16 protein-coding genes are annotated in these 19,778 nt (G+C 61.1%); 7 read left to right on the plus strand and 9 right to left on the minus strand.

Features of this window, described 5'->3' with window-relative positions:
- Positions 1–3 precede the first annotated feature (3 nt).
- Complete coding sequence (gene hslO, locus AC56LY_RS13920) at positions 4–984, plus strand: Hsp33 family molecular chaperone HslO (protein ID WP_499580432.1); 981 nt, start codon at positions 4–6, stop codon at positions 982–984.
- A gap of 25 nt (positions 985–1,009) precedes the next feature.
- Here hslO and AC56LY_RS13925 read toward each other — a convergent pair whose 3' ends face one another.
- Positions 1,010–1,408 (minus strand): VOC family protein, encoded by a 399-nt coding sequence (locus AC56LY_RS13925; protein ID WP_499580434.1) that lies wholly within the window; start codon positions 1,406–1,408, stop codon positions 1,010–1,012.
- 236 nt (positions 1,409–1,644) lie between these two features.
- Between AC56LY_RS13925 and AC56LY_RS13930 the strand changes: the two genes are divergently transcribed.
- Positions 1,645–2,160, plus strand: coding sequence for a Dps family protein (locus AC56LY_RS13930; protein ID WP_183555578.1), 516 nt, complete (start codon positions 1,645–1,647; stop codon positions 2,158–2,160).
- Between the two features lie 126 nt (positions 2,161–2,286).
- On the opposite strand, the gene AC56LY_RS13935 is transcribed toward AC56LY_RS13930, so the two are convergent.
- From AC56LY_RS13935 to pyrG, 5 genes are all read right to left on the minus strand, one after another.
- Positions 2,287–2,562 carry a helix-turn-helix domain-containing transcriptional regulator gene (locus AC56LY_RS13935; protein ID WP_258835204.1) on the minus strand — a complete coding sequence of 92 codons (276 nt, stop codon included), beginning with the start codon at positions 2,560–2,562 and terminating at the stop codon, positions 2,287–2,289.
- 10 nt (positions 2,563–2,572) lie between these two features.
- Positions 2,573–2,932, minus strand: a complete 360-nt coding sequence (gene ftsB / locus AC56LY_RS13940) for a cell division protein FtsB (RefSeq protein WP_183555580.1) — start codon at positions 2,930–2,932, stop codon at positions 2,573–2,575.
- 74 nt (positions 2,933–3,006) lie between these two features.
- The gene (gene eno / locus AC56LY_RS13945) at positions 3,007–4,293 is read right to left on the minus strand and encodes a phosphopyruvate hydratase (protein WP_499503308.1); all 1,287 of its coding nucleotides are present in this window, start codon (positions 4,291–4,293) and stop codon (positions 3,007–3,009) included.
- A gap of 97 nt (positions 4,294–4,390) precedes the next feature.
- A complete protein-coding gene (kdsA, locus tag AC56LY_RS13950) occupies positions 4,391–5,245 on the minus strand; it encodes a 3-deoxy-8-phosphooctulonate synthase (RefSeq protein ID WP_183555582.1) in 855 nt (284 codons plus the stop codon).
- The gene (pyrG, locus tag AC56LY_RS13955; protein ID WP_499580436.1) at positions 5,242–6,939 is read right to left on the minus strand and encodes a CTP synthase; all 1,698 of its coding nucleotides are present in this window, start codon (positions 6,937–6,939) and stop codon (positions 5,242–5,244) included. The genes kdsA and pyrG overlap by 4 nt, the downstream gene beginning before the upstream one ends.
- Positions 6,940–7,226: 287 nt before the next feature.
- Between pyrG and AC56LY_RS13960 the strand changes: the two genes are divergently transcribed.
- Both AC56LY_RS13960 and AC56LY_RS13965 read left to right on the plus strand, forming a co-directional pair.
- Entirely contained in the window at positions 7,227–9,026 is a 1,800-nt protein-coding gene (locus AC56LY_RS13960) for a methyl-accepting chemotaxis protein (protein ID WP_499580438.1), read from the plus strand.
- 338 nt (positions 9,027–9,364) lie between these two features.
- Positions 9,365–10,723 carry an MFS transporter gene (locus tag AC56LY_RS13965; RefSeq protein ID WP_499580440.1) on the plus strand — a complete coding sequence of 453 codons (1,359 nt, stop codon included), beginning with the start codon at positions 9,365–9,367 and terminating at the stop codon, positions 10,721–10,723.
- 5 nt (positions 10,724–10,728) lie between these two features.
- Here AC56LY_RS13965 and AC56LY_RS13970 read toward each other — a convergent pair whose 3' ends face one another.
- A complete protein-coding gene (locus AC56LY_RS13970) occupies positions 10,729–11,364 on the minus strand; it encodes a putative outer membrane beta-barrel protein (RefSeq protein ID WP_499580442.1) in 636 nt (211 codons plus the stop codon).
- Positions 11,365–11,704: 340 nt separating this feature from the next.
- Here AC56LY_RS13970 and AC56LY_RS13975 point away from each other — a divergent pair, with 340 nt between their 5' ends.
- Both AC56LY_RS13975 and AC56LY_RS13980 read left to right on the plus strand, forming a co-directional pair.
- Complete coding sequence (locus AC56LY_RS13975) at positions 11,705–14,665, plus strand: type VI secretion system Vgr family protein (protein WP_499580443.1); 2,961 nt, start codon at positions 11,705–11,707, stop codon at positions 14,663–14,665.
- Positions 14,666–14,687: 22 nt separating this feature from the next.
- Positions 14,688–16,895, plus strand: a complete 2,208-nt coding sequence (locus tag AC56LY_RS13980; RefSeq protein ID WP_499580445.1) for a hypothetical protein — start codon at positions 14,688–14,690, stop codon at positions 16,893–16,895.
- A 115-nt stretch (positions 16,896–17,010) separates the two neighbouring features.
- On the opposite strand, the gene AC56LY_RS13985 is transcribed toward AC56LY_RS13980, so the two are convergent.
- Positions 17,011–17,964 carry a formylglycine-generating enzyme family protein gene (locus AC56LY_RS13985; RefSeq protein WP_499580447.1) on the minus strand — a complete coding sequence of 318 codons (954 nt, stop codon included), beginning with the start codon at positions 17,962–17,964 and terminating at the stop codon, positions 17,011–17,013.
- A 52-nt stretch (positions 17,965–18,016) separates the two neighbouring features.
- On the opposite strand from AC56LY_RS13985, the gene AC56LY_RS13990 reads away from it, so the two are divergent.
- Positions 18,017–18,190, plus strand: a complete 174-nt coding sequence (locus AC56LY_RS13990) for a hypothetical protein (RefSeq protein ID WP_499580448.1) — start codon at positions 18,017–18,019, stop codon at positions 18,188–18,190.
- 246 nt (positions 18,191–18,436) lie between these two features.
- Here the strand turns inward: AC56LY_RS13990 and AC56LY_RS13995 are convergent, their stop codons facing one another.
- Positions 18,437–19,705: a DUF2254 domain-containing protein gene (locus AC56LY_RS13995; RefSeq protein ID WP_499580450.1), complete on the minus strand. Its 1,269-nt coding sequence runs from the start codon at positions 19,703–19,705 to the stop codon at positions 18,437–18,439.
- Between the last annotated feature and the right edge of the window lie 73 nt (positions 19,706–19,778).

Consider the following 19,778-nt stretch of genomic DNA (forward strand, 5'->3'; position numbering starts at 1 on the left):
AGAATGACGACACCAGACACCACGATTGACATCACGAGCACCACCGGCGACACGCTGCAGAAATTCATCTTCGACAACGCCGCCGTACGCGGCGAGCTGGTCGAGATCTCCGACACCTGGCGCGAAATCCAGGCCCGCCACGGCTACCCGAAAGCAGTCCGCTCGGTGCTGGGCGAGATGGTGGCCGCCTGCGCCCTGCTGTCGGCCAACCTCAAGTTCAACGGCTCGATCGTGATGCAGATTCACGGCGACGGCCCGGTGCGCCTGCTCGTCGTCGAATGCGACGCCAACCTGCGCATGCGCGCCACGGCCAAGCTGGCGCCGGACGTCGAGGTGACCGACGACGCCACGCTCGGCCAACTGGTCAATGTGCAAGGCACGGGCCGCTTCGTGATCACGCTCGACCCGCTCGAAAAGATGCCAGGCCAGCAGCCATACCAGGGCATCGTGCCGCTGGACGGCGACGACGTCGCCACGGTCATCGAAAACTACATGCTGCGTTCGGAGCAGCTCGACACGCGCCTGTGGGTTGCGGCCGACGACAAGGTCGCGCGCGGCATGCTGCTGCAGAAATTGCCGCGTCACAGCGGCGGCGAAGACCAGACCAAACAGGCGTCCGAAGCGGAAGACCTGGAAACCTGGAACCGCGCCGCGGCGCTGGGCGGCACGCTCAAGCACGAAGAGCTGCTCTCGACCGACATCTCGACGCTGCTGCACCGCCTGTTCTGGGAAGAAACGATCCGCGTGTTCGACCCGCTGCACCCGCAGTTCCACTGCAGCTGCAACCGTGAAAAGGTCGGCAACATGCTCAAGATGCTGGGCCAGCCCGAAGTGGAAACGGCGCTGGACGAGTTGGGCGAGCTGGGGATCAACTGCGATTTCTGCGGCAAGCACTATTCGTTCGACAAGGTCGATTGCGCGCAGCTGTTTGCCGTCGATACTGCAGCCCAGACGCTGATCCCGCCGAGCGGCAGCACGCACTAAAGCAATGTCCTGAAGCCGCAGCCCATCAGGGCTGCGGCGCCATCCACACCAGATTCCACAGATGACCATCGAGGTCCTCGAATCCCTGGTCGACCATGAAGCCGTGGTCTTCCAGCGGATGCGGAATACGGGCGCCCGCAGCGCGCGCCCGGGCGATCAAACCCGTGAGTTCTTCGCGGCTCCCGCAACTCAGGCAAATAATGACCTCGTTGGCCTGATGCGCCAACGCCACGGGTTTATCGATCAGCGAAGCGAAAAAGGCCTCGGTCATCAGCATGGCGTGGATGCAATCGTCGACGATGACCATGTAGGCCGTGCTGTCGCTGCTGTATTGCGGCTTGAAGGTGAAGCCGATGTTGGCAAAGAATGCCTTGGACCGGTCCAGATCGCTGACCGCAAGGTTGAAGATGACCTGCTTGTTCATGATGCCTCCAGTCTGACAAACGATGGAATCACGCATGTATGCCACGAACCGTGGCGCACTTTCATCGACACACCCTCGAAGGTCGCAGCATTGCGCGCCCCTGTATTGCCCCGATTTCAGGAATTCATGCGGACTTCGACTTTTTGCGCGAAGTGATAAGCTGATGCTTGTTTGATACTGTTGCATTTTCAGACAGTGGCACCACATGAATATCACTGACTAATGGAGAAACACACATGAACATCGATATTGGCATCAACACCGAAGACCGCGCAAAAATCGTCGAATCGCTCTCGACCGTGCTGGCCGACAGCTACATGCTGTACCTGAAGACCCACAACTTCCACTGGAACGTGACCGGTCCGATGTTCCAGACCCTGCACGTGATGTTCCAGGAGCAGTACACCGAACTGTGGACCGCACTGGACGATATCGCCGAGCGTATCCGCGCACTGGGCCACTTTGCACCAGGCACTTACAAGCGTTATGTGGAACTGTCGACCATCACCGAAGAAACCGACGTGCCGTCGGCCAAAGAGATGATCCGTCAACTTGTCGAAGGCCAGGAAGCCGTGATCCGCACCGCGCGCGCTGCCGTGCGTATTGCTGACGAAATCGACGATTTCCCGACCGCCGACATGCTGTCGACCCGCATGGAAGTGCACGAGAAAAATGCATGGATGCTGCGCGCATTCCTGGAGCAAGGCGCTGGCCACGAGCAAGGCGACGCATCGTCGCAGTCGAAAGAGTAAGAAGCACTGCGGCCCTTCACAGGCCGCAGTATCGCTGAGTAATTTAGCGTCGAAACGTCGTTCCAGCAAAAGCGGGAACGACGTTTTTACGTGTGTAGCGAAGAGACGCGGAGCGCGTCGTCAGTCTTACTTCCCGCCACTCATGTGCAGGTCGACGACCTTCATGATCTCGAGCGTGAGATCCATATCGAACTCCCCTGCCGTCATCGCTGCCTGCAGCGCGTCGCGCGGCATGCCCACGCTGGCGGCCAGCTCGCCCAGGGCGGGTGCCTGCGCCACTGCCTGCAGGGCGGCCGTAATCACGGCGCCATCGCCATCTTCGAACGCTTCGGCCAGGCAGTCCGCGATCGCATCGAGCGAATCAAGGCTGGCGGGATCGATCGGGGTAGTTTCTTCGGTCATGATGATAGGTTCAGTGTGCGGCAGCGCCGGTCGGCTTGGCACCAGGTTTCGGCGGTGGCGGTGGTGGCGGCACGGTCATCGATTCGACCGGGATTTCATTCTTGCGCAGCACCTGCACGAAAATCTCGTTCTGCTTGATCATGCCCAGGTCATAGCGCGCACGCTCTTCGACGGCGCCCGTGCCTTCGGTCAGGTCATCGACTTCAGAGTCGAGCTTGCTGTTGCGCGCGGCGAGCTGCTCGGTCTTGATGCGCGTGGTTTCGACCTGGTTCTGCATGTCGGCCACGGACAGCCAGCCGCCCTTGCCAAGCCAGAGGGGATACTGGATCAGCACGAGCAGCGCAGCCAGGACAATCGTGATCAAGCGCATGGTGAGAAACGAAGGAGATGAAAAAGCCGACGCGCGGGTGGGATGCTCCCATCCCGCGCGCCGGCCCCAGGGGATTACTTCAGGTTGTAGAACGCGTCACGGCCAGGGTAGCTGGCGATGTCGCCCAGGTCTTCCTCGATGCGCAGCAACTGGTTGTACTTGGCCATGCGGTCCGAACGCGACAGCGAACCGGTCTTGATCTGCAGCGCGTTCAGGCCCACGGCGATATCGGCGATGGTCGAATCTTCGGTTTCGCCCGAACGGTGCGAGATCACGGCGGTGTAGCCGGCGCGCTTGGCCATTTCGATGGCGGCGAACGTTTCGGTCAGCGTGCCGATCTGGTTGATCTTGATGAGGATCGAGTTGGCGATGCCCTTCTGGATGCCTTCTTTCAGGATCTTGGTGTTGGTGACGAACAGATCGTCGCCCACCAGCTGAACCTTCTTGCCCAGTGCGGCGGTCAGGGTGGCCCAGCCTTCCCAGTCACCTTCGTGCATCGCGTCTTCGATCGAGATGATCGGGTACTTGTCGCACCAGGTCGAGAGCATGTTGGTGAAGTCGGCTGCCGACAGGCTCAGGCCGCCTTCGCCTTCGAGCACGTAACGGCCATCTTTATAGAATTCGCTGGCGGCGCAATCGAGGCCCAGCGCGATGTCCTTGCCGGCGACGTAGCCGGCCTGCTCGATCGCTTCCATGATCAGCTTGATGGCTTCTTCGTGGTTGGCCACCGACGGGGCGAAACCGCCTTCGTCGCCGACTGCCGTGTTCAGGCCGCGTGCGTGCAGGATTTTCTTGAGCGTGTGGAACACCTCGGCGCCGTAGCGGATGGCTTCCTTGAACGATGGAGCGCCCACCGGGATGATCATGAACTCCTGGATGTCCAGGTTGTTGTCGGCGTGCGCGCCGCCGTTGATGACGTTCATCATCGGCACCGGCATCTGCATCGCGCCCGAACCGCCGAAGTAGCGGTACAGCGGCAGGCCCGCTTCTTCGGCAGCGGCCTTGGCCACGGCCATCGACACGGCCAGCATGGCATTGGCGCCCAGGCGGCTCTTGTTTTCGGTGCCGTCGAGATCGATCAGGGTGCGGTCCAGGAACGCTTGCTCGTTCGCGTCCAGGCCCATGATCGCTTCGGAGATCTCGGTGTTGATATTTTCGCAGGCTTGCAGCACGCCTTTGCCGAAGTAGCGCTTCGGATCGCCGTCACGCAGTTCGATCGCTTCGCGCGAGCCGGTCGATGCGCCCGACGGCACTGCCGCGCGGCCCATCACGCCCGATTCGAGCAGGACGTCGCATTCGACGGTAGGGTTACCGCGGGAATCCAGGATTTCGCGGCCGATGATATCAACGATAGCACTCATGTTTCTCAGTCTCCAGAAGGTAGGTAATCTTGGGGGGACCACCGTGCTCCGGGTCCCTCAGGGATACCCGCAACACGGTGCATCCAAACCTGAACGGTTACTTGAAGTCGAATTCCAGGAACGGCGACTTCTTGACGACGCGGTCGATCTCGACCAGGGTCGTCAGGAGCTCTTTCATGCGCGCCAGCGGCACCGCATTCGGACCATCCGACATCGCATTGGCCGGGTCCGGGTGCGTTTCCATGAACAGGCCGGCGATGCCCGACGCCACGGCGGCGCGCGACAGCACGGGGATGTGCTCGCGCTGGCCGCCCGACGACGTGCCCTGCCCGCCCGGCAGTTGCACCGAGTGGGTTGCATCGAACACCACCGGGCAGTTCGATTCGCGCATGATGGCCAGGCCACGCATGTCCGACACCAGGTTGTTGTAGCCGAACGAGGCGCCGCGCTCGCACGCCATGAAGTTATCTTCTTCCAGGCCGGCGTCGCGCGCAGCGGCGCGCGCCTTGTCGATGACGTTCTTCATGTCGCCTGGGGCCAGGAACTGACCCTTCTTGATGTTCACTGGCTTGCCCGAACGCGCACAGGCGTTGATGAAATCGGTCTGGCGGCACAGGAACGCTGGCGTTTGCAGCACGTCGACGATGCTCGCGACATGCGGGATCATCTCGGCGTCATGCACGTCGGTCAGCACCGGCACGCCGATTTCGCGGCGCACATCGGCCAGGATCTCGAGGCCCTTTTCAATACCAGGGCCGCGGAACGATTTGCCCGACGAGCGATTCGCCTTGTCGAACGACGATTTGTAGATGAACGGAATACCCAGTGCCGCGGTGATTTCCTTGAGCGTGCCCGCCGTGTCCATCGCCATCTGGCGCGATTCGATCACGCAGGTGCCGGCGATCAGGAAGATCGGGTGCTCGAGGCCGACGTCGAATCCGGCAAGTTTCATGCTGCGTCTCCTTGGAGTGCTGGTGCGGCCTGGACGGCGTTGGCTGCAGGATTGGTGTTTGATGCCTGGTGCGCCAGGGCGGCCCGGATGAACGACGTGAACAGCGGGTGACCGTTGCGCGGCGTCGACTTGAACTCGGGGTGGAACTGCACGCCCATATACCAAGGGTGCGAGTTCGCGCCGGTGCGTGGCAGCTCCATGATTTCGCACAGGTCTTCGTTCGGCGTACGCGCCGACACGGTCAGGCCGGCAGCCTCGACCTTTGGCAGGTAGTGGTTGTTGCCTTCGTAGCGGTGACGGTGACGCTCGGTGACGACGTTGCCGTAGATTTCAGCGGCCAGCGTGCCCGGGTTGACGGCGCAGGTCTGCGCACCCAGGCGCATCGTGCCACCCAGGTTCGAGTTGGTGTCGCGCTTTTCGACCTTGCCGTCGTGGTTCTGCCACTCGGTGATCAGGGCGACGACCGGCTGGTCGGTTTCAGGATCGAACTCGGTCGAGTTGGCGTTGGCCAGGCCCGCCATATTGCGTGCGTACTCGATCAGCGCGACCTGCATGCCCAGGCAAATGCCCAGGTACGGGATCTTGTTTTCACGGGCATAGCGGGCAGCGGCGATCTTGCCTTCGACGCCGCGCTTGCCAAAGCCGCCCGGCACCAGGATTGCATCGTACTTGGCCAGGTGGTCGCAGCCACGGGTTTCGATTTCTTCGGAGTCGAGGTACTCGATGTTGACGCGGCTTTCGGTGTGGATGCCGGCGTGGCGCAGCGCTTCGGTCAGCGACTTGTACGACTCGATCAGGTCAACGTACTTGCCTACCATGCCGATCGTGACTTCGTGCTTCGGATTCTCGAGCGTGTGAATCAGCTTGGTCCACATCGACAGGTCGGCTTTTGGCGCTTCCAGACCAAGGGCTTCAAGGATGATGTCATCCAGGCCCTGGTCGCACAGCACTTGCGGGACCTTGTAGATGGTGTCGACGTCCCACACCGAAATGACGGCCTGCTCTTCGACGTTGGCGAACAGCGAAATCTTGGCGCGCTCGTCGTCGGGAATCGGGCGGTCGGCGCGGCACAGCAGCGCGTTGGGCGAGATGCCGATTTCGCGCAGCTTCTGCACGCTGTGCTGGGTCGGCTTGGTCTTGAGTTCGCCGGCCGAGGCGATGAACGGCACGAGCGTCAGGTGCACGAACGCGGCGCCCTTGCGGCCCGAACGCAGCGACAGCTGGCGCGCGGCTTCAAGGAACGGCAGCGACTCGATGTCGCCGACGGTGCCGCCGATTTCGACCAGCGCCACGTCGACGCCTTCGGCGCCACGGCGGATGTAATCCTGGATCTCGTTGGTGATGTGCGGGATCACCTGCACGGTCTTGCCGAGGTATTCGCCACGACGTTCCTTGCGGATCACCGATTCATAGATCTGGCCCGTGGTGAAATTATTCACCTTTTTCATGCGGGTGCTGATGAAGCGCTCGTAGTGGCCAAGGTCGAGGTCAGTCTCGGCGCCGTCGTCGGTGACGAACACTTCGCCGTGCTGCGTTGGACTCATGGTGCCCGGATCGACGTTGATGTACGGATCGAGCTTGAGCATGGTGACTTTGAGACCGCGGCTCTCGAGGATTGCGGCGAGGGAGGCGGCTGCAATCCCTTTGCCCAGGGAAGAGACGACGCCGCCAGTGACGAATACGAATTTGGTCATTGTGCTGATGGTGCCGAACGGCACACGCGGGAAATAGAAATTATACCTTATAGCGGCAAATATCGCCTCATATCAAGGCGTTAACTTCTCTGGCAAGACTGTCGCTGGCCGATCACAAAATCACGAATAACCACCCATTCCGAGTGCTTTTTTGTTTCAGTTGAGCAATAATCAGAGCCAGTCACTTCAAGCGTCAAGTCAATGGCAACACCGGTCGACACCGTCGCTGGTCACCTGTTCGCCGGTGCTGGACAACGCCGCATTCACCTATTTCACGCAGAGTACACATGGGCAATTTTATAAAACTCAATATCGGAACGCGACTGGCAGCAGGATTCGCGCTGACCCTCATGATGACGGTCATGATCGCGACCGTCGGCGTCTGGCGGCTGAACCAGGTCGCGCAGGAAACGCAGATCATCCTGGCCGAGCCGCTGGCGAAAGAACGCATGATCGCCGAGTGGTACACGCAGATTTTCGCCGCCGTGCGCCGCACCGCCGCCATCGTCAAGAGCAGCGACGGCTCGCTGACCGCGTACTTTAAGGAAGACGCGGCCGCCACCGGCAAGCTGTCGGCCGATCTGGTCAAGAAGATCGAACCATTGATCAGCGGTGACGAGGAAACCGCCCTGTTCAAATCGGTGATGGAACACCGCGCCGCCTACAGCAAGGCGCGCGACGGTGCCATCAAGGCCAAGGCCGATGGCAACACCGAACTGGCTGAACAGATCCTTAACCAGCAATTCACGCCGGCCGCCAAGGCCTATGAAGGACGCGTCCACGATCTGGTCAACCTGCAACAGAAACATATCAGCGACAGCGCAGCAATGATTGCCGGCACCGCCTCACGTGGCAAGGTCGTCATCGGCTCGCTGGCGGCCGGCGCCCTGCTGCTGGGCGGTGTCTTCGCCTGGCTGCTGACCCGCTCGATCACCGGGCCGCTGCGCCGCGCCGTGCAGGCTGCCGAACAAGTTGCCGCCGGCGACCTGACCGTGCGCATCGACAGCAGCGCCAATGATGAAACCGGCGCCCTGCTGCGCGCGCTGGGCAATATGAATAACAGCCTGGCCAGGATCGTCGACGAAGTGCGTACCGGCACCCAGACCATCAGCGGCGCCTCGGGCGAGATCGCCGCAGGCAGTTTCGACCTGTCGAGCCGCACCGAACAGCAGGCCGCAGCGCTGGAAGAAACCGCCGCCTCGATGGAAGAACTGACGGGCACCGTGCGCCAGAACGCCGACAATGCGCGTCAGGCCAACCAGCTGGCCATTGCCGCCTCGAGCGTCGCAACGCAGGCCGGCGCCTCGGTCGATCAGGTGGTCGCCACGATGGGCTCGATCAACGAGTCATCGCGCAAGATCGTCGACATCATCAGCGTCATCGACGGCATCGCGTTCCAGACCAATATCCTGGCGTTGAACGCTGCCGTGGAAGCGGCGCGCGCCGGCGAGCAGGGCCGCGGCTTTGCTGTCGTCGCATCCGAAGTGCGTACGCTGGCGCAGCGCTCGGCCGCTGCCGCCAAGGAAATCAAGGGCCTGATCGGCGACTCGGTCGAGAAAGTCGACACCGGCACCAAGCTGGTCGACCAGACCGGTGCGACGATGCGCGAAGTGGTGGACTCGATCCGCCGCGTGACCGACATCATGGGCGAGATTTCGTCGGCCAGCCAGGAGCAGATCACCGGCATCGACCAGGTCAACCAGGCCATGGGTCAGATGGACAACGCGACCCAGCAGAACGCCGCACTGGTCGAAGAAGCCACCGCTGCCACCGCATCGCTGCAGGATCAGGCCAAGCGCCTGGCACAGGTGGTCGACGTGTTCAAGCTCGACGCCGCGCACACGACGCCGGTCGCGGTGAGCGCACCCGTCAAGCGCCCGCCACCGGCACGGCCGGCACTGAGCAAGCCGGCGCCACGTGCACAGGCCAAGCCTGCTGTTACGCCTGCTGATACGCCTGCCGAAGAGCCAGTGAACAAGACTGGGGAAAAGCCGGCAGCCAGGCCTGTCAGCAAACCGGTCGCCAAGTCAGCCAGGAAGCCGGTCGCTACGACCAAGATGAATGAAGCGGAGTGGGAAGAGTTCTAAACTTCCAGCTGCTGTCAGCAAAAACCGCCGTCCCCGCTCCGGGCACGGCGGTTTTTTGCTTTGTGAACGTATTTTTCAACAACGTCGCACATCCGCACCAAATTTACTAACAAGTTAGCACATTTGTGCAAATGTGATACTATTTAGCAAGATCAACTCCGATCTCACGCAATGGCGCGGTCACGCGTCGTTGTTTGCCGTTCCCACGGCATGTCACGGGCGTCCTTGCCCAAAGTTCCTCTCCGGATCTGCCCTACTACGCGCCCCCACTGCGCGCACTTCGCCCCTTCCGGGTCGCCCATCGCGTTTACGAACGCCACGATTTTGCAGGTGCTAATTTGACTCAACAAACAACCGGTTTGCCAACGGCATCCCCACATCTTTCTTCTTCCAATCCAGGCATCCTCGACAGGCTGTGCGAAAAGCTCGGCATTCCACGGCCACTGCTGTGGGGCTTCGTCGGCCTGCTGGTCTTCATGATCGGCGATGGCGTCGAACTCGGTTACCTGGCGCCCTACCTGGCCCAGAAAAACATGGTCGAAGCCGATATAGCGGTCCTGTTTACCGTGTACGGCGTGACCGTAGCGATCGGTTCCTGGTGTGCCGGTGCGCTGTCGAATATCTGGGGGCCGAAGAAAGTCATGCTGATCGGCGCCGGTATCTGGGTCGTGTTCCAGGTGGTGTTCCTGACATTCGGCGTCGGCCAGATGAGCTATCCGATGATGTTGGCCGGCTACGCCCTGCGCGGCTTCGGCTATCCGCTGTTTGCCTACGGGTTCCTGGTCTGGATCGTGGCCGCCACGCCGGCCAAGAAATTGGGCCTGGCGATGGGCTGGTTCTGGGTTGCCTATGCGGCCGGCCTGCCGACCCTCGGCGCGCTGGTTGCCAGCTTCTCGGTGCCATTGATCGGTGCGCTGGCCACGTTCTGGCTGTCGCTGATCCTGGTGATTGCCGGCGCGGCACTGGCCCTGCTGTGCGTCAAGGATGCCGCTGGCACGAAGCGCCTGGCGCCAGTCGGTGAAAAGCCGTTGACGTCGCTGATGGGCAGCGTCTCGATCATGTGGGAAGAACCGAAGACCTCGCTCAGCGGCGTGGTGCGCACCATCAATACCGCATCGATGTTCGGCTTTTTTATCGTGCTGCCGGGCTTCTTTATGGAGGTGATCGGCTTCACGCTGGAGCAATGGCTGCGCCTGGTGACCGTGATTTTTGTCGCCAATATTGCCGGCAACATCATCTCGAGCCGCCTGGCCACCCGCTTCGGCCTGCGCAACACCGTGATCTGGATGGGCGCGGTCGGCAGCGCCATCACGACGCCGCTGTTCTTCTACATGCCGCAGCTGTTCATCGGCAATTTCTACATCGCCGCGCTGTTCGGTGCGATGTACGGCATGACGCTGGGCGGCTTCGTGCCCCTGTCGGCGCTGATGCCGCTTTTGGTGCCGAAAAACCGCGCCGCCGCACTGTCGGTGCTGAGCCTGGGCGCGGGTGCATCCACCTGGGTAGGTCCGGCCATTGTCGCCATCTTCAGTGCGTCGCTGGGCGTAGCAGGCATCATCTGGATCTTTGCCGGCCTGTATGCGCTCAGTGCATTCCTGATGATTCCGCTGCGCGATCCGGAAGAACTGCGTGACGACAAGCCCGCCAAGCGCGCATCCACGTCAGTCGCGCCCGCCGCAGCCGCAGCGGCGCACTGACAGGATCAGAAGCCCATCTGCATGCTGCCCTTGATCCCGTCCTTGACAACGTTGCCAAGCTTCGTGGCTGCGTTGCCATGCCGCGCGAACTCGGCGTTGACCGAGGTTGATTTGTCGAGCTTGAGTTTTGCGCCGCCCCCCGTGTACAGCCCCGTCTCGGACCCGGCATTGACGCCACGCTTGACCACGCTGTAGGCGATCCCCGCCTTGGCATACGCCGACAGGCGCTCGTCCTCGGGCGTCGATAGCTTGACGGCCAAGTGGTTGCTCGAACCTTTATCGCCGAGCACCTCCGACGCATCCTCGGCCCTGCCCTGCTCGACCCGGTACAGGCCGCGGTCGGGCAGATTGACGTAACCGGCCTCGAGCGCGACATTCGGGGTGACCCTGACACCGCCAACCAGCTGCGGGTCACGCCGGAATCCCTTGAGCACGTGGTCATTGGGCTGCGCGACAACGTTCGCGCCATACAGGCGCGACCCTGCCGGCCGCGTTTCGGCAAACGGGTCGGGTTCGTGCAGCTGATCTGCCTTGAGTACCGCTGGCCCGGCTGGCGTCTGGATTGGCAGCAGTTCCTGCGCCTGCGCTGCACACGCGGCGAGCGCGCCAACGGCCAACGCCATGATCCGGATTATCGTCATCGTTATCCCTCCAATTGACAGACCCGAAGCTTACGCCGGAAAGCGCCAGGCGCGGCATGCACCTTGCATGACTTGGTAACAAGTTGTCGCGGCAACCTGCGTGGCAAGCCCGTCCTCATAGGGCGCTACCCCATATTACCCACACCACGGGTCGTGCACGGCACACGACCAAGATTCATGAGATCTCTTGATAATAGGTATCATCTACGCTGTAATACCGTGTTGGAGAAATGCGACCGAATATCCGTTGCATTGAATAAGGTCATGCAAACTCGACTGGAGCAGTGGTTACATGTCAGTACTAACGTCATTTCCGGACGCTGCGTCCGCGCTGTCCCTCATGTCCGGATTGAATCAGGACACGCGTCTGCTGATGCTTACCACGCCGCTGGGCCCCGACGTCCTGGTTGCCGAATGCGTGCGCGGGGAAGAAGGCCTCAGCCAGGGCTTTCAGTTCAGGATTGCTGCGCTGTCGACCGATGCCGCGATTCCGCTGAAGTCGCTGATCGGGCAACCGGTGCTGTTGGAACTCCTGACGACCGCCGGGCGCGACGCGTTACGTCCTTTCCACGGCCACGTTACCACCGTCGAATTGACGGGCGCGAACGGTGGCCTGGCGCGTTACCAGTTGACGATCGAACCCTGGTCGGCCTTTCTCTCGCACGGACGCGACAGCCGCATATTCCAGGACATGACGACGCCCGATATCCTCGATGCGGTATTTGCGGGATACAGCGGCAAGGGGAAACTGGTCCCGGCCTGGCGCTTCGATCTGCAGGACCGCGACATTTATCCGAAGCGCAGCGTCACCACGCAATACCTCGAGAGTGACCTGGCCTTTGCCCAGCGGCTGATGCACGAGGAAGGCCTGTTCTATTATTTCGAGCATGCGGGCCAGGCCGACACCCCAGCGCTGGGAACGCATACCATGGTGATCGCCGACCACAATGGCGCGTTCGAAGGCGACCGCCAGGGCAGTATCGCCTTTTCGCAACCCGGCGCCACGATGCGCCAGGATACCTTCGACCGCTGGCGCACTGAACTGCGTTTGCAACCCAACGCTGTCGAGCTCGTTAGCTGGGACTACCGGTCGCTCGACACCCGCCCGGTGAACGCTGCCAGCACGCCCGGCGCCGGCCAGGCCGAACTTACCACCCGCGACGTTCCGGGCGCGTATGCGTATGCATCGCGCGCGCAAGGGCAGCGCATCGCCGAGCGCCAGTTGCAGGCCTTCGAGGCGAACAAGGAAATCCACGTTGGCGCGGGCACCGTGCGCACGCTGCGGCCAGGCACGCTGTTTACCCTCACCGGGCAAGCCACGCTTGATACGGCGGCCAGCGACGACGAGCGCAGCTTTGTCGTCGTGCGCGTGGTCCACCTGATGCACAACAATCTGAGCGCGGAGATGCGCACCGATATCGACGCGCGCCTCGGCGTGGGGCTGCTGGCTGCCGCAATCGACCAGGAGCAACGCACCAGCCTGCACGCAACCGGCAAGACGATCGGGCAGCGGCCCACCTACCGCAACCGGATCGACGCCATCCGCAGCAAGGTACCGTATCGCAGTAGCGGTCTTGACGCGCACGGGTGCGTGCTGCATCCGCGCCCGACCGTCATGGGCCAGCAGACCGCCATCGTCGTGGGCCCGCCGGGGACGGCGATTCACACCGACCGCGATCACCGGGTGAAGGTGCAGTTTCATTGGCAGCGAGGCGTGCGCAGTCACAACCGGCTGGCGCACCCGCAACCGGACGGCCATACCGGCGCGCCGGGCGACGACGGCGCCAGCACCTGGGTCCGCGTGGCAACGCCGATGGCGCCCGTGGCGGGGGCCAACTGGGGCAGCAGCGCGCTGCCCCGGGTCGGGCAGGAAGTACTCGTGGATTTCCTGGATGGAAATATCGACCGGCCGGTGGTGATCGGTGCACTCTACAATGGCCGCGGCCAGGTTGACGCCCAGCACAATCAGGTGGCGTCGGGCGCAGGCGCCGCGACCGGTAACGCGCCGGCGTGGTTCGCCGGGCAAGCCGGCGGGCATGCGCATCCAGCCGTCCTGTCAGGCTTCAAGACGCAGGCACTTGGCGCCAGCCAGAGCGGCAGCGGCGCCTACAGCCAGCTGGTGCTCGACGATAGTCCGGGACAGGCGCGCGTCAGCCTGCAGCACCATGCCAACGCTCACCAGGGTACGGCCGAGCTCAATCTGGGCCACCTGGTGCACCAAACCGACAACCAGCGCCTGGCGGCGGCGGGCTTCGGCGCAGAACTCAAGACCGAGCACAGCGTCGCCATGCGCGCTGGCAAGGGATTGTTACTGTCGACCGATGCGCGCGGAAGCGCCGCAGGAACACAGCTCGATTCGCACGAGGCGGTCACGCAGATTGAGGAAAGCCTGGAACTCCAGACCGATCTGGCCGAACTGGCGAGCAAGCACAATGGCACGGGATCGGGCGCGGCTGCAGGTACGGGAACGGGTACGGCAGCAGGTGCTAGTCCGCTGCGCGTCAGCGACGCGATGGCGCGTAGCCGGGATGCCCTGCAGGGCAAGACCAGCGGCGGCGCTGCGCCGCTGCCCCGATCCACAGAGGTCACCGGGGCAGGCGCGGAGCCAGGCTACGCGCAGCCGCAAATACAATTGAGTTCGCCGGCAGGCATTGCTGCTACCACGCCAATGCATGCCATCTTTACTGCTGGCATGACGAGCGCACTGAACGCGGGACACGACATCAATCTGGCCGCGCAGGGCAATACGTTCGCCGCTGTCAAGAACGGGATCACGCTGTTCACGTACGGCAAAACAACTGCAGGCGACAAGCCGAACCAGGAAACAGGCATCCGGCTTCATGCAGCAAGCGGCAAGGTCAGCAGCACAAGCGCGACAGCCGAAACCCGGCTGACCGCCGACAAGGCCATCACAGTCGCCAGTGTCACGGCATCGGTCAACATCAAGGCCAAGCAGCATGTCCTGCTCAATGCGCAGGGTGCGCAGCTGAAACTGGAGGGCGGCAACATCGAATTGTTCAGCCCTAAAAAGGTGGAGTTCAAGGCCAGCATGAAGGAACTCACCGGGCCGCATGACGCCAGCACCGGTCTGCCGGCCCTGTCCAAACCCACCGAGATTTTCAACGAAGCCTTCGTGGTCCGGAACGAAAAGACCGGCGAGATCATGGCTCATGTCCCCTACCGCATGGAATCCGCCAGCGGCGCCGTCCTCGAAGGGATCACCGACTCAATGGGCCGCACCCAGCGCCTGTTCACACCGAAACCCGAAGACATCCAGTTATTCCTGAAAGACCAGGATTGAATTTTCAGTAGAAGCAGACACGATGACCGATTCCGCCGCCGCAACGCCACCGAAGCCACACGCCGTCGCCACTACCACGCCGGCCGCCGACACCTTTACAGAAGCCAAGCTCACAGAGGGAGGCGGCATGTTGATCTACTGGCCGCAAAAAAATGCCTTCCTGGCCTGCTATCCGGACGAGCACCGCGCCCTGCTGGCGGAAGCGGACGACAACAGTGCCAAGATCGCGGCCTTGCAGGAAGCGAACCGCGCCGTTACCGCTGCATCGATGAAGTTGCGCGAAGCGCAGAAATCGAACGTCAAGCCCGACATCGACGCGGCTGAAGCGGCGCTGAAGAAAGCGCTCAGCGAAATGGCGGCCGCGAGCGACGCGGTCAAGAAAAAGCTCGAGTCGTTGCAGAGCCTGGACGCCAAGGAAGGCGTCAAGATGGTCGAAATGGTGGCGCTCAAGACCAAGAAATATGGCCAGAAGCCGACCCCGATCTATGTGAAAAGCACCTCGCTCAAGAAGGTACTGGCTGACAACCGGATCTATCTTGTTGAAGGGGAAAAGGCAAAGCGCAAGGAGGGCAAGCTTTTCAAGGATGGCACGCTGAACGTGAAGGAAATCAAGCACCGCATTACCGAGAAAGTTCAGGACAAGAGCAAATTTTCGAAGGAGTGGAAACTCAAACCCGAAGACGCGGACGCCTATACCGGCGTGTTGACCGCATGGGCGAGCACGATGAATGGGGACATCACCACCTTCATCGAACGCAATAAAGGTGAACTCGAGAAATACCTGGAGGTTGACCCGGACAGCGCCGAGCGTCGCATTGATCTGTCGGCGGAAGCGCAGTTGATGCGTTATTCCGCCGGCGCCGGACTGGAAGTCAACTTCAATCCGTTCAAAGGCAACCTCCATGACGGGCGCGACAAGACCTGGACGAAGCGCGCCCTGCGCGGCCTGAAATCCGGTGAGTTCGGCATCAAGGGCAATGGCCATGCGTCGTTCGCGGTTGCAGAAGGCAAAGTTCGCACCGAAGTCTATTATCCGCATTTCGCGGGCTTTCACGTGCAACCAAGGATTGGCGACCAGGTATTCGAGATGGGATATATGCGGCTATACGGCGATCTGGTACTGTCCGGCGGCGTCGGCGCAAGCCTGGCTATCGAGACCGATATCGGGATCGGTTATACCGCCGGCAAGCAGGGGATCCGGGGCGTTCCACCGGCGAACCGCAACAAGCAGGGCGTCAAGATGCGCGTCGGGGCCGAGGCAGGCCTGGACGCCTTCGCCGGGGTGCGTGTATCAATTGACATCCAGGGCGAAATACAATGGCTCAATCCTGAAGGTGACGCCGGCGACGGTAAGCCGGTGACAGTCAAGCCGGGCGAAGCCATCGGCGAATTCAAGACGGTGGCAAAAGTGGGTGCTGGTGCAGCAGGCAGTGCGGGCGCTGGATTCAAAGGCGCTTTCAAGATCGGGACCAGAAATGGCAGCTTCGTGATCAGCGCCCGGGCCGGGGCTTGTTGGGGGCTGGGCGGCGAAGGGGCCCTGAGCGGCGAAGTGGGGTATGAAACGATCCAGGAATTCTTCAAGTTCGTGTCGTACCAGCTGAAGCGGGCTGACTACGGCAAAATTGCGGACTTCATGGATCAGCGGGTCTACGACTACTACTGCAAACTTTATTACCTTGTCATTGCAAAAGGGGCCAAGCTTGCTGACTATGCAAACAAGATTAGCGATGCAATCAACGATGAGTATGACGACTTCAAGGACAAACTCGACAAGGCGATCGACAACGGCACTTCCGGTGCTGAACAGTTCCTGAAGAATATCCAGGATGAGCTGATCAAAAAGACAGGCAGCTGGTTCAGCTACTCCCCCCCGGAAGTCACGGGTCAGATCAATCGCCAGATAGCATTGATCGGGATAGGCACCCATCCATCGCTCAGCCAGGAGGCTTCACGACTGATGGCAATGTCCCTCGGATCACCTCAGACCATGAATCAGCTCGCGACGATTGCCGAGCGTATGACCCCAGCCCTGGGCGACAAACAGAATCAGGCGCTGGGCTTTGCACTGATCGATAACTGCTTGCAGGGAACCCGCTACGCGAATGCCCGCGTTCAAACGGAAGAGCGACTGGCCGGCGCTCAGACGCTGGTGAGCAAACCGTATATCTGGAACACAGAACCAGAATTTGTTGCAGCACGTATGGGCATCGACGACGCAATGTACTCGTGATTGTCATTTCATTAAGCGACGCACCCGCGTTGCTTCATGCTGCACGAATCGGCTGCGGGGAATCGATTCAACCATCTGGGCAGATGGACCAAGTATGCGAATCATGCTACGTTGGCTAGTTGACGACACAACGGAATCCAACATACCCTTTTCCCGAAAACTTCGTGTAAGGAATCTCTTTTTCGGCCCCTCGCGGCTCGTTGAGAAGAAGAGGCCAGGTTCCGGCTTTGTCTGAGGGATCCATGCCCTCTCGCTCCATGTTCATGATGAGCTGGCCCAGATTACCGCGCACCACCCGCTTCTCTCCCGACGCCGGTCCTGTTGGATTCTCGCGCGGCGAATTCGCATAATAGTCGGCGGCATACCAGTCATTCACCCATTCGCCATTCACACCAAAATCGTGCAATCCAGCGGAATTGGGAGGAAATTTTCCGATTTGAATGCGGCCACCATCTTTTTTCTCTTGGTCGTATGATGGGAAGTTCCTGCCCTGCTCTTCCTTCCCATTATCAGTAGGGAACAAATTGCGCTTGCCGCCGCCACGCGCGGCGTATTCCCATTGCGCCTCGGTGGGCAAATCCATTGTCAACCCAGCTTGTTTCCCCATCCACTGACAATATTCTTTTGCCCCATGCCAACTCACCAATGCAGGGTGAGCAGCGGTCCTCGATTTTTGGATACTCTTCCGCTGGTTTACACGTGGGAGCCTTAGCGCAGCGGAAAAGACATCGAATTCTGCATAGGTCACCGGATACTTACTCATGGAGAAGCTATTGAGCTTCACCTTATGCAGCGGTTTCGACTGCGGATAGCTATCGAAGGGCAAGCCTTCCGGGTTGACCTCATGACCCCAATCTCCCATGTCGAACGCGCCTGCCGGCATTTTGATCATGTTCTTTTTCGTCTGTGCCACGAGGCTTGCGATCTGCTGTGAGGTAGGCGCTGCATCACGGACGTTACCGTCCTCCAGAACTTCAACGCTGGCATCTTCTTGGATTTTGGTGTCGGCTTGAACGCCGACCTGCAGGGCAAGTAGGGAAACGGCGAGAACGAGATGGATTTTTTTCATAATCTACGCAGTAAATTGGAATGTATAACTATGCCGGGCATCGGAGCTTCTCATGGACCACGAGAACGTCCTTCCTGGCGGATCAACGGTGCCGAGAGACATGGGTGACCACAATACTCAGGTTTATCATACCGGCAATCAGTACAAACCTTGTACACAGCTCGATGGCCTCGAAATTCTGCGCAGCGCTTGCCAGATATCGTTGATCGACACTGACGTCGATTGATCCTGCATGGTCCGATTCGAGAAATCGCATTAGCCATCTGCATCAATTCACCAAATAGTCGACGGGTATATCAGTCATTCACCATTCTCCATTGACGCTGAAATCGTGGAATCCAGCGGGATTGACGACATCAGTTTTTTTATCATCCATGCCATGAATTGAAATCCATTAACTTTCCCCAGCAACAGGGCTTCTCATCCGGCGCAATGGCACAGACGCTCATGCCAATCCCGCCTGTCCCAGCAGTCATGCCGGCCCCCAATAATCAGCATGCCGGCGGCGCAGTTGTGCCAGGTCCGGCGCGAAGTCGAGGGCGGCCGCCGACCGTGCCAGAGCCTCGTCGGCCTGGCGCTGCGCCACGGCGCGCAGATGCGGATCGCCGCAGCGCCCCAGTTCGCCGCACACCCACTGCAGGTGCAGCGCAATTTCCAGCACCCCGGCGCCATCGCGGGCCAGCGGCGGGAAGATATCGTTGAACATGTCGTCCAGCGACAGCGGCGGCACTTCGATACGGTCATGGTCCGGCTCGACGCCGAAATCGGGATGGGTCCATGCATCGAAGATCCGGTAGACCGCATTGAGCACGACGATGGCAGTGCCCGGATCGTTGATGCCGGGAGACAGCGCGCGGCTACCGATTTCGGTCAGCACGACCATGCCGAAGCCCGGGTCTTCGTCGAACTGACGCAGTGGTCCAATGGTAAATGCCTTGGCGATCAGGTCCGGTTCGATCGTACCGGCGTCTTGCCCATCGGGCAGCACGTACCCGATCGGGCGCGAGCAGACGATCAGCGCGCCGGGCGCAACCGCCAGCGTGATGCGCAGCTTGCGCTCGGCGGCGATGCGCTGCAGGGCATCCATGTCCACCCGCTGCAGATAGCCGCTTGCCTGGCTGTGAAAGGCCAGGCCGGCCGGTGGGCCGAAGGCCACCATGCCGCCCATGCAAGGCAGCCGGGTACGGCGCGCCATCGCTTCGGCGGCCGCCCGTTCGACCCTGGCAATCACGGCGCCCAGGCGCCCCAGGCGCGCAATGCTGTCGACCCAGCGCACGAACACGAGCACGACAATCACCAGCGTGAGAAGGGTCAGCACGAACAGCGTGAAGCGGCCTGGCTTGCCAAAGTAATCGTTGGTGGTCGCGCTCAGGCCGATGATGGCGAAGATGAAGGCGCCGACAAAGATCGACAGCGCATTCTGCGAAACGTCATCGGCGATCACGAGCGGAAACGCGCGCTCGGTGGCCGACTGCCCGGTCGACGCATAGGCGGCCACCATCGACGCTACAGCGAACGTGGCGACGCCCAGCATGCTGGCGGCGATCACCTTGAGCAGGTCGACGATCGAGCCTTGCGCGATTTCCGGTACCTTCCAGTCGATCGGGATGCTGTCGACCAGGTGCGCCAGCGCCACGCCGGCAACGGAGAGAACGCAGGCAATCATGGGTTTGACCCACAGTCGCTCGCGCAAGCGGTTCATCAGGAATTGCATCCGGGCCGGCAGGATCATGGTGGTCATCAACTCCTCTAGTCAAAGCGTGTGATGGTAAGTTGCCCCGGCAGTGTAGAGCAATGATCAAAACCACCATATT

Source organism: Telluria sp. ZT3P25, assembly GCF_059685895.1.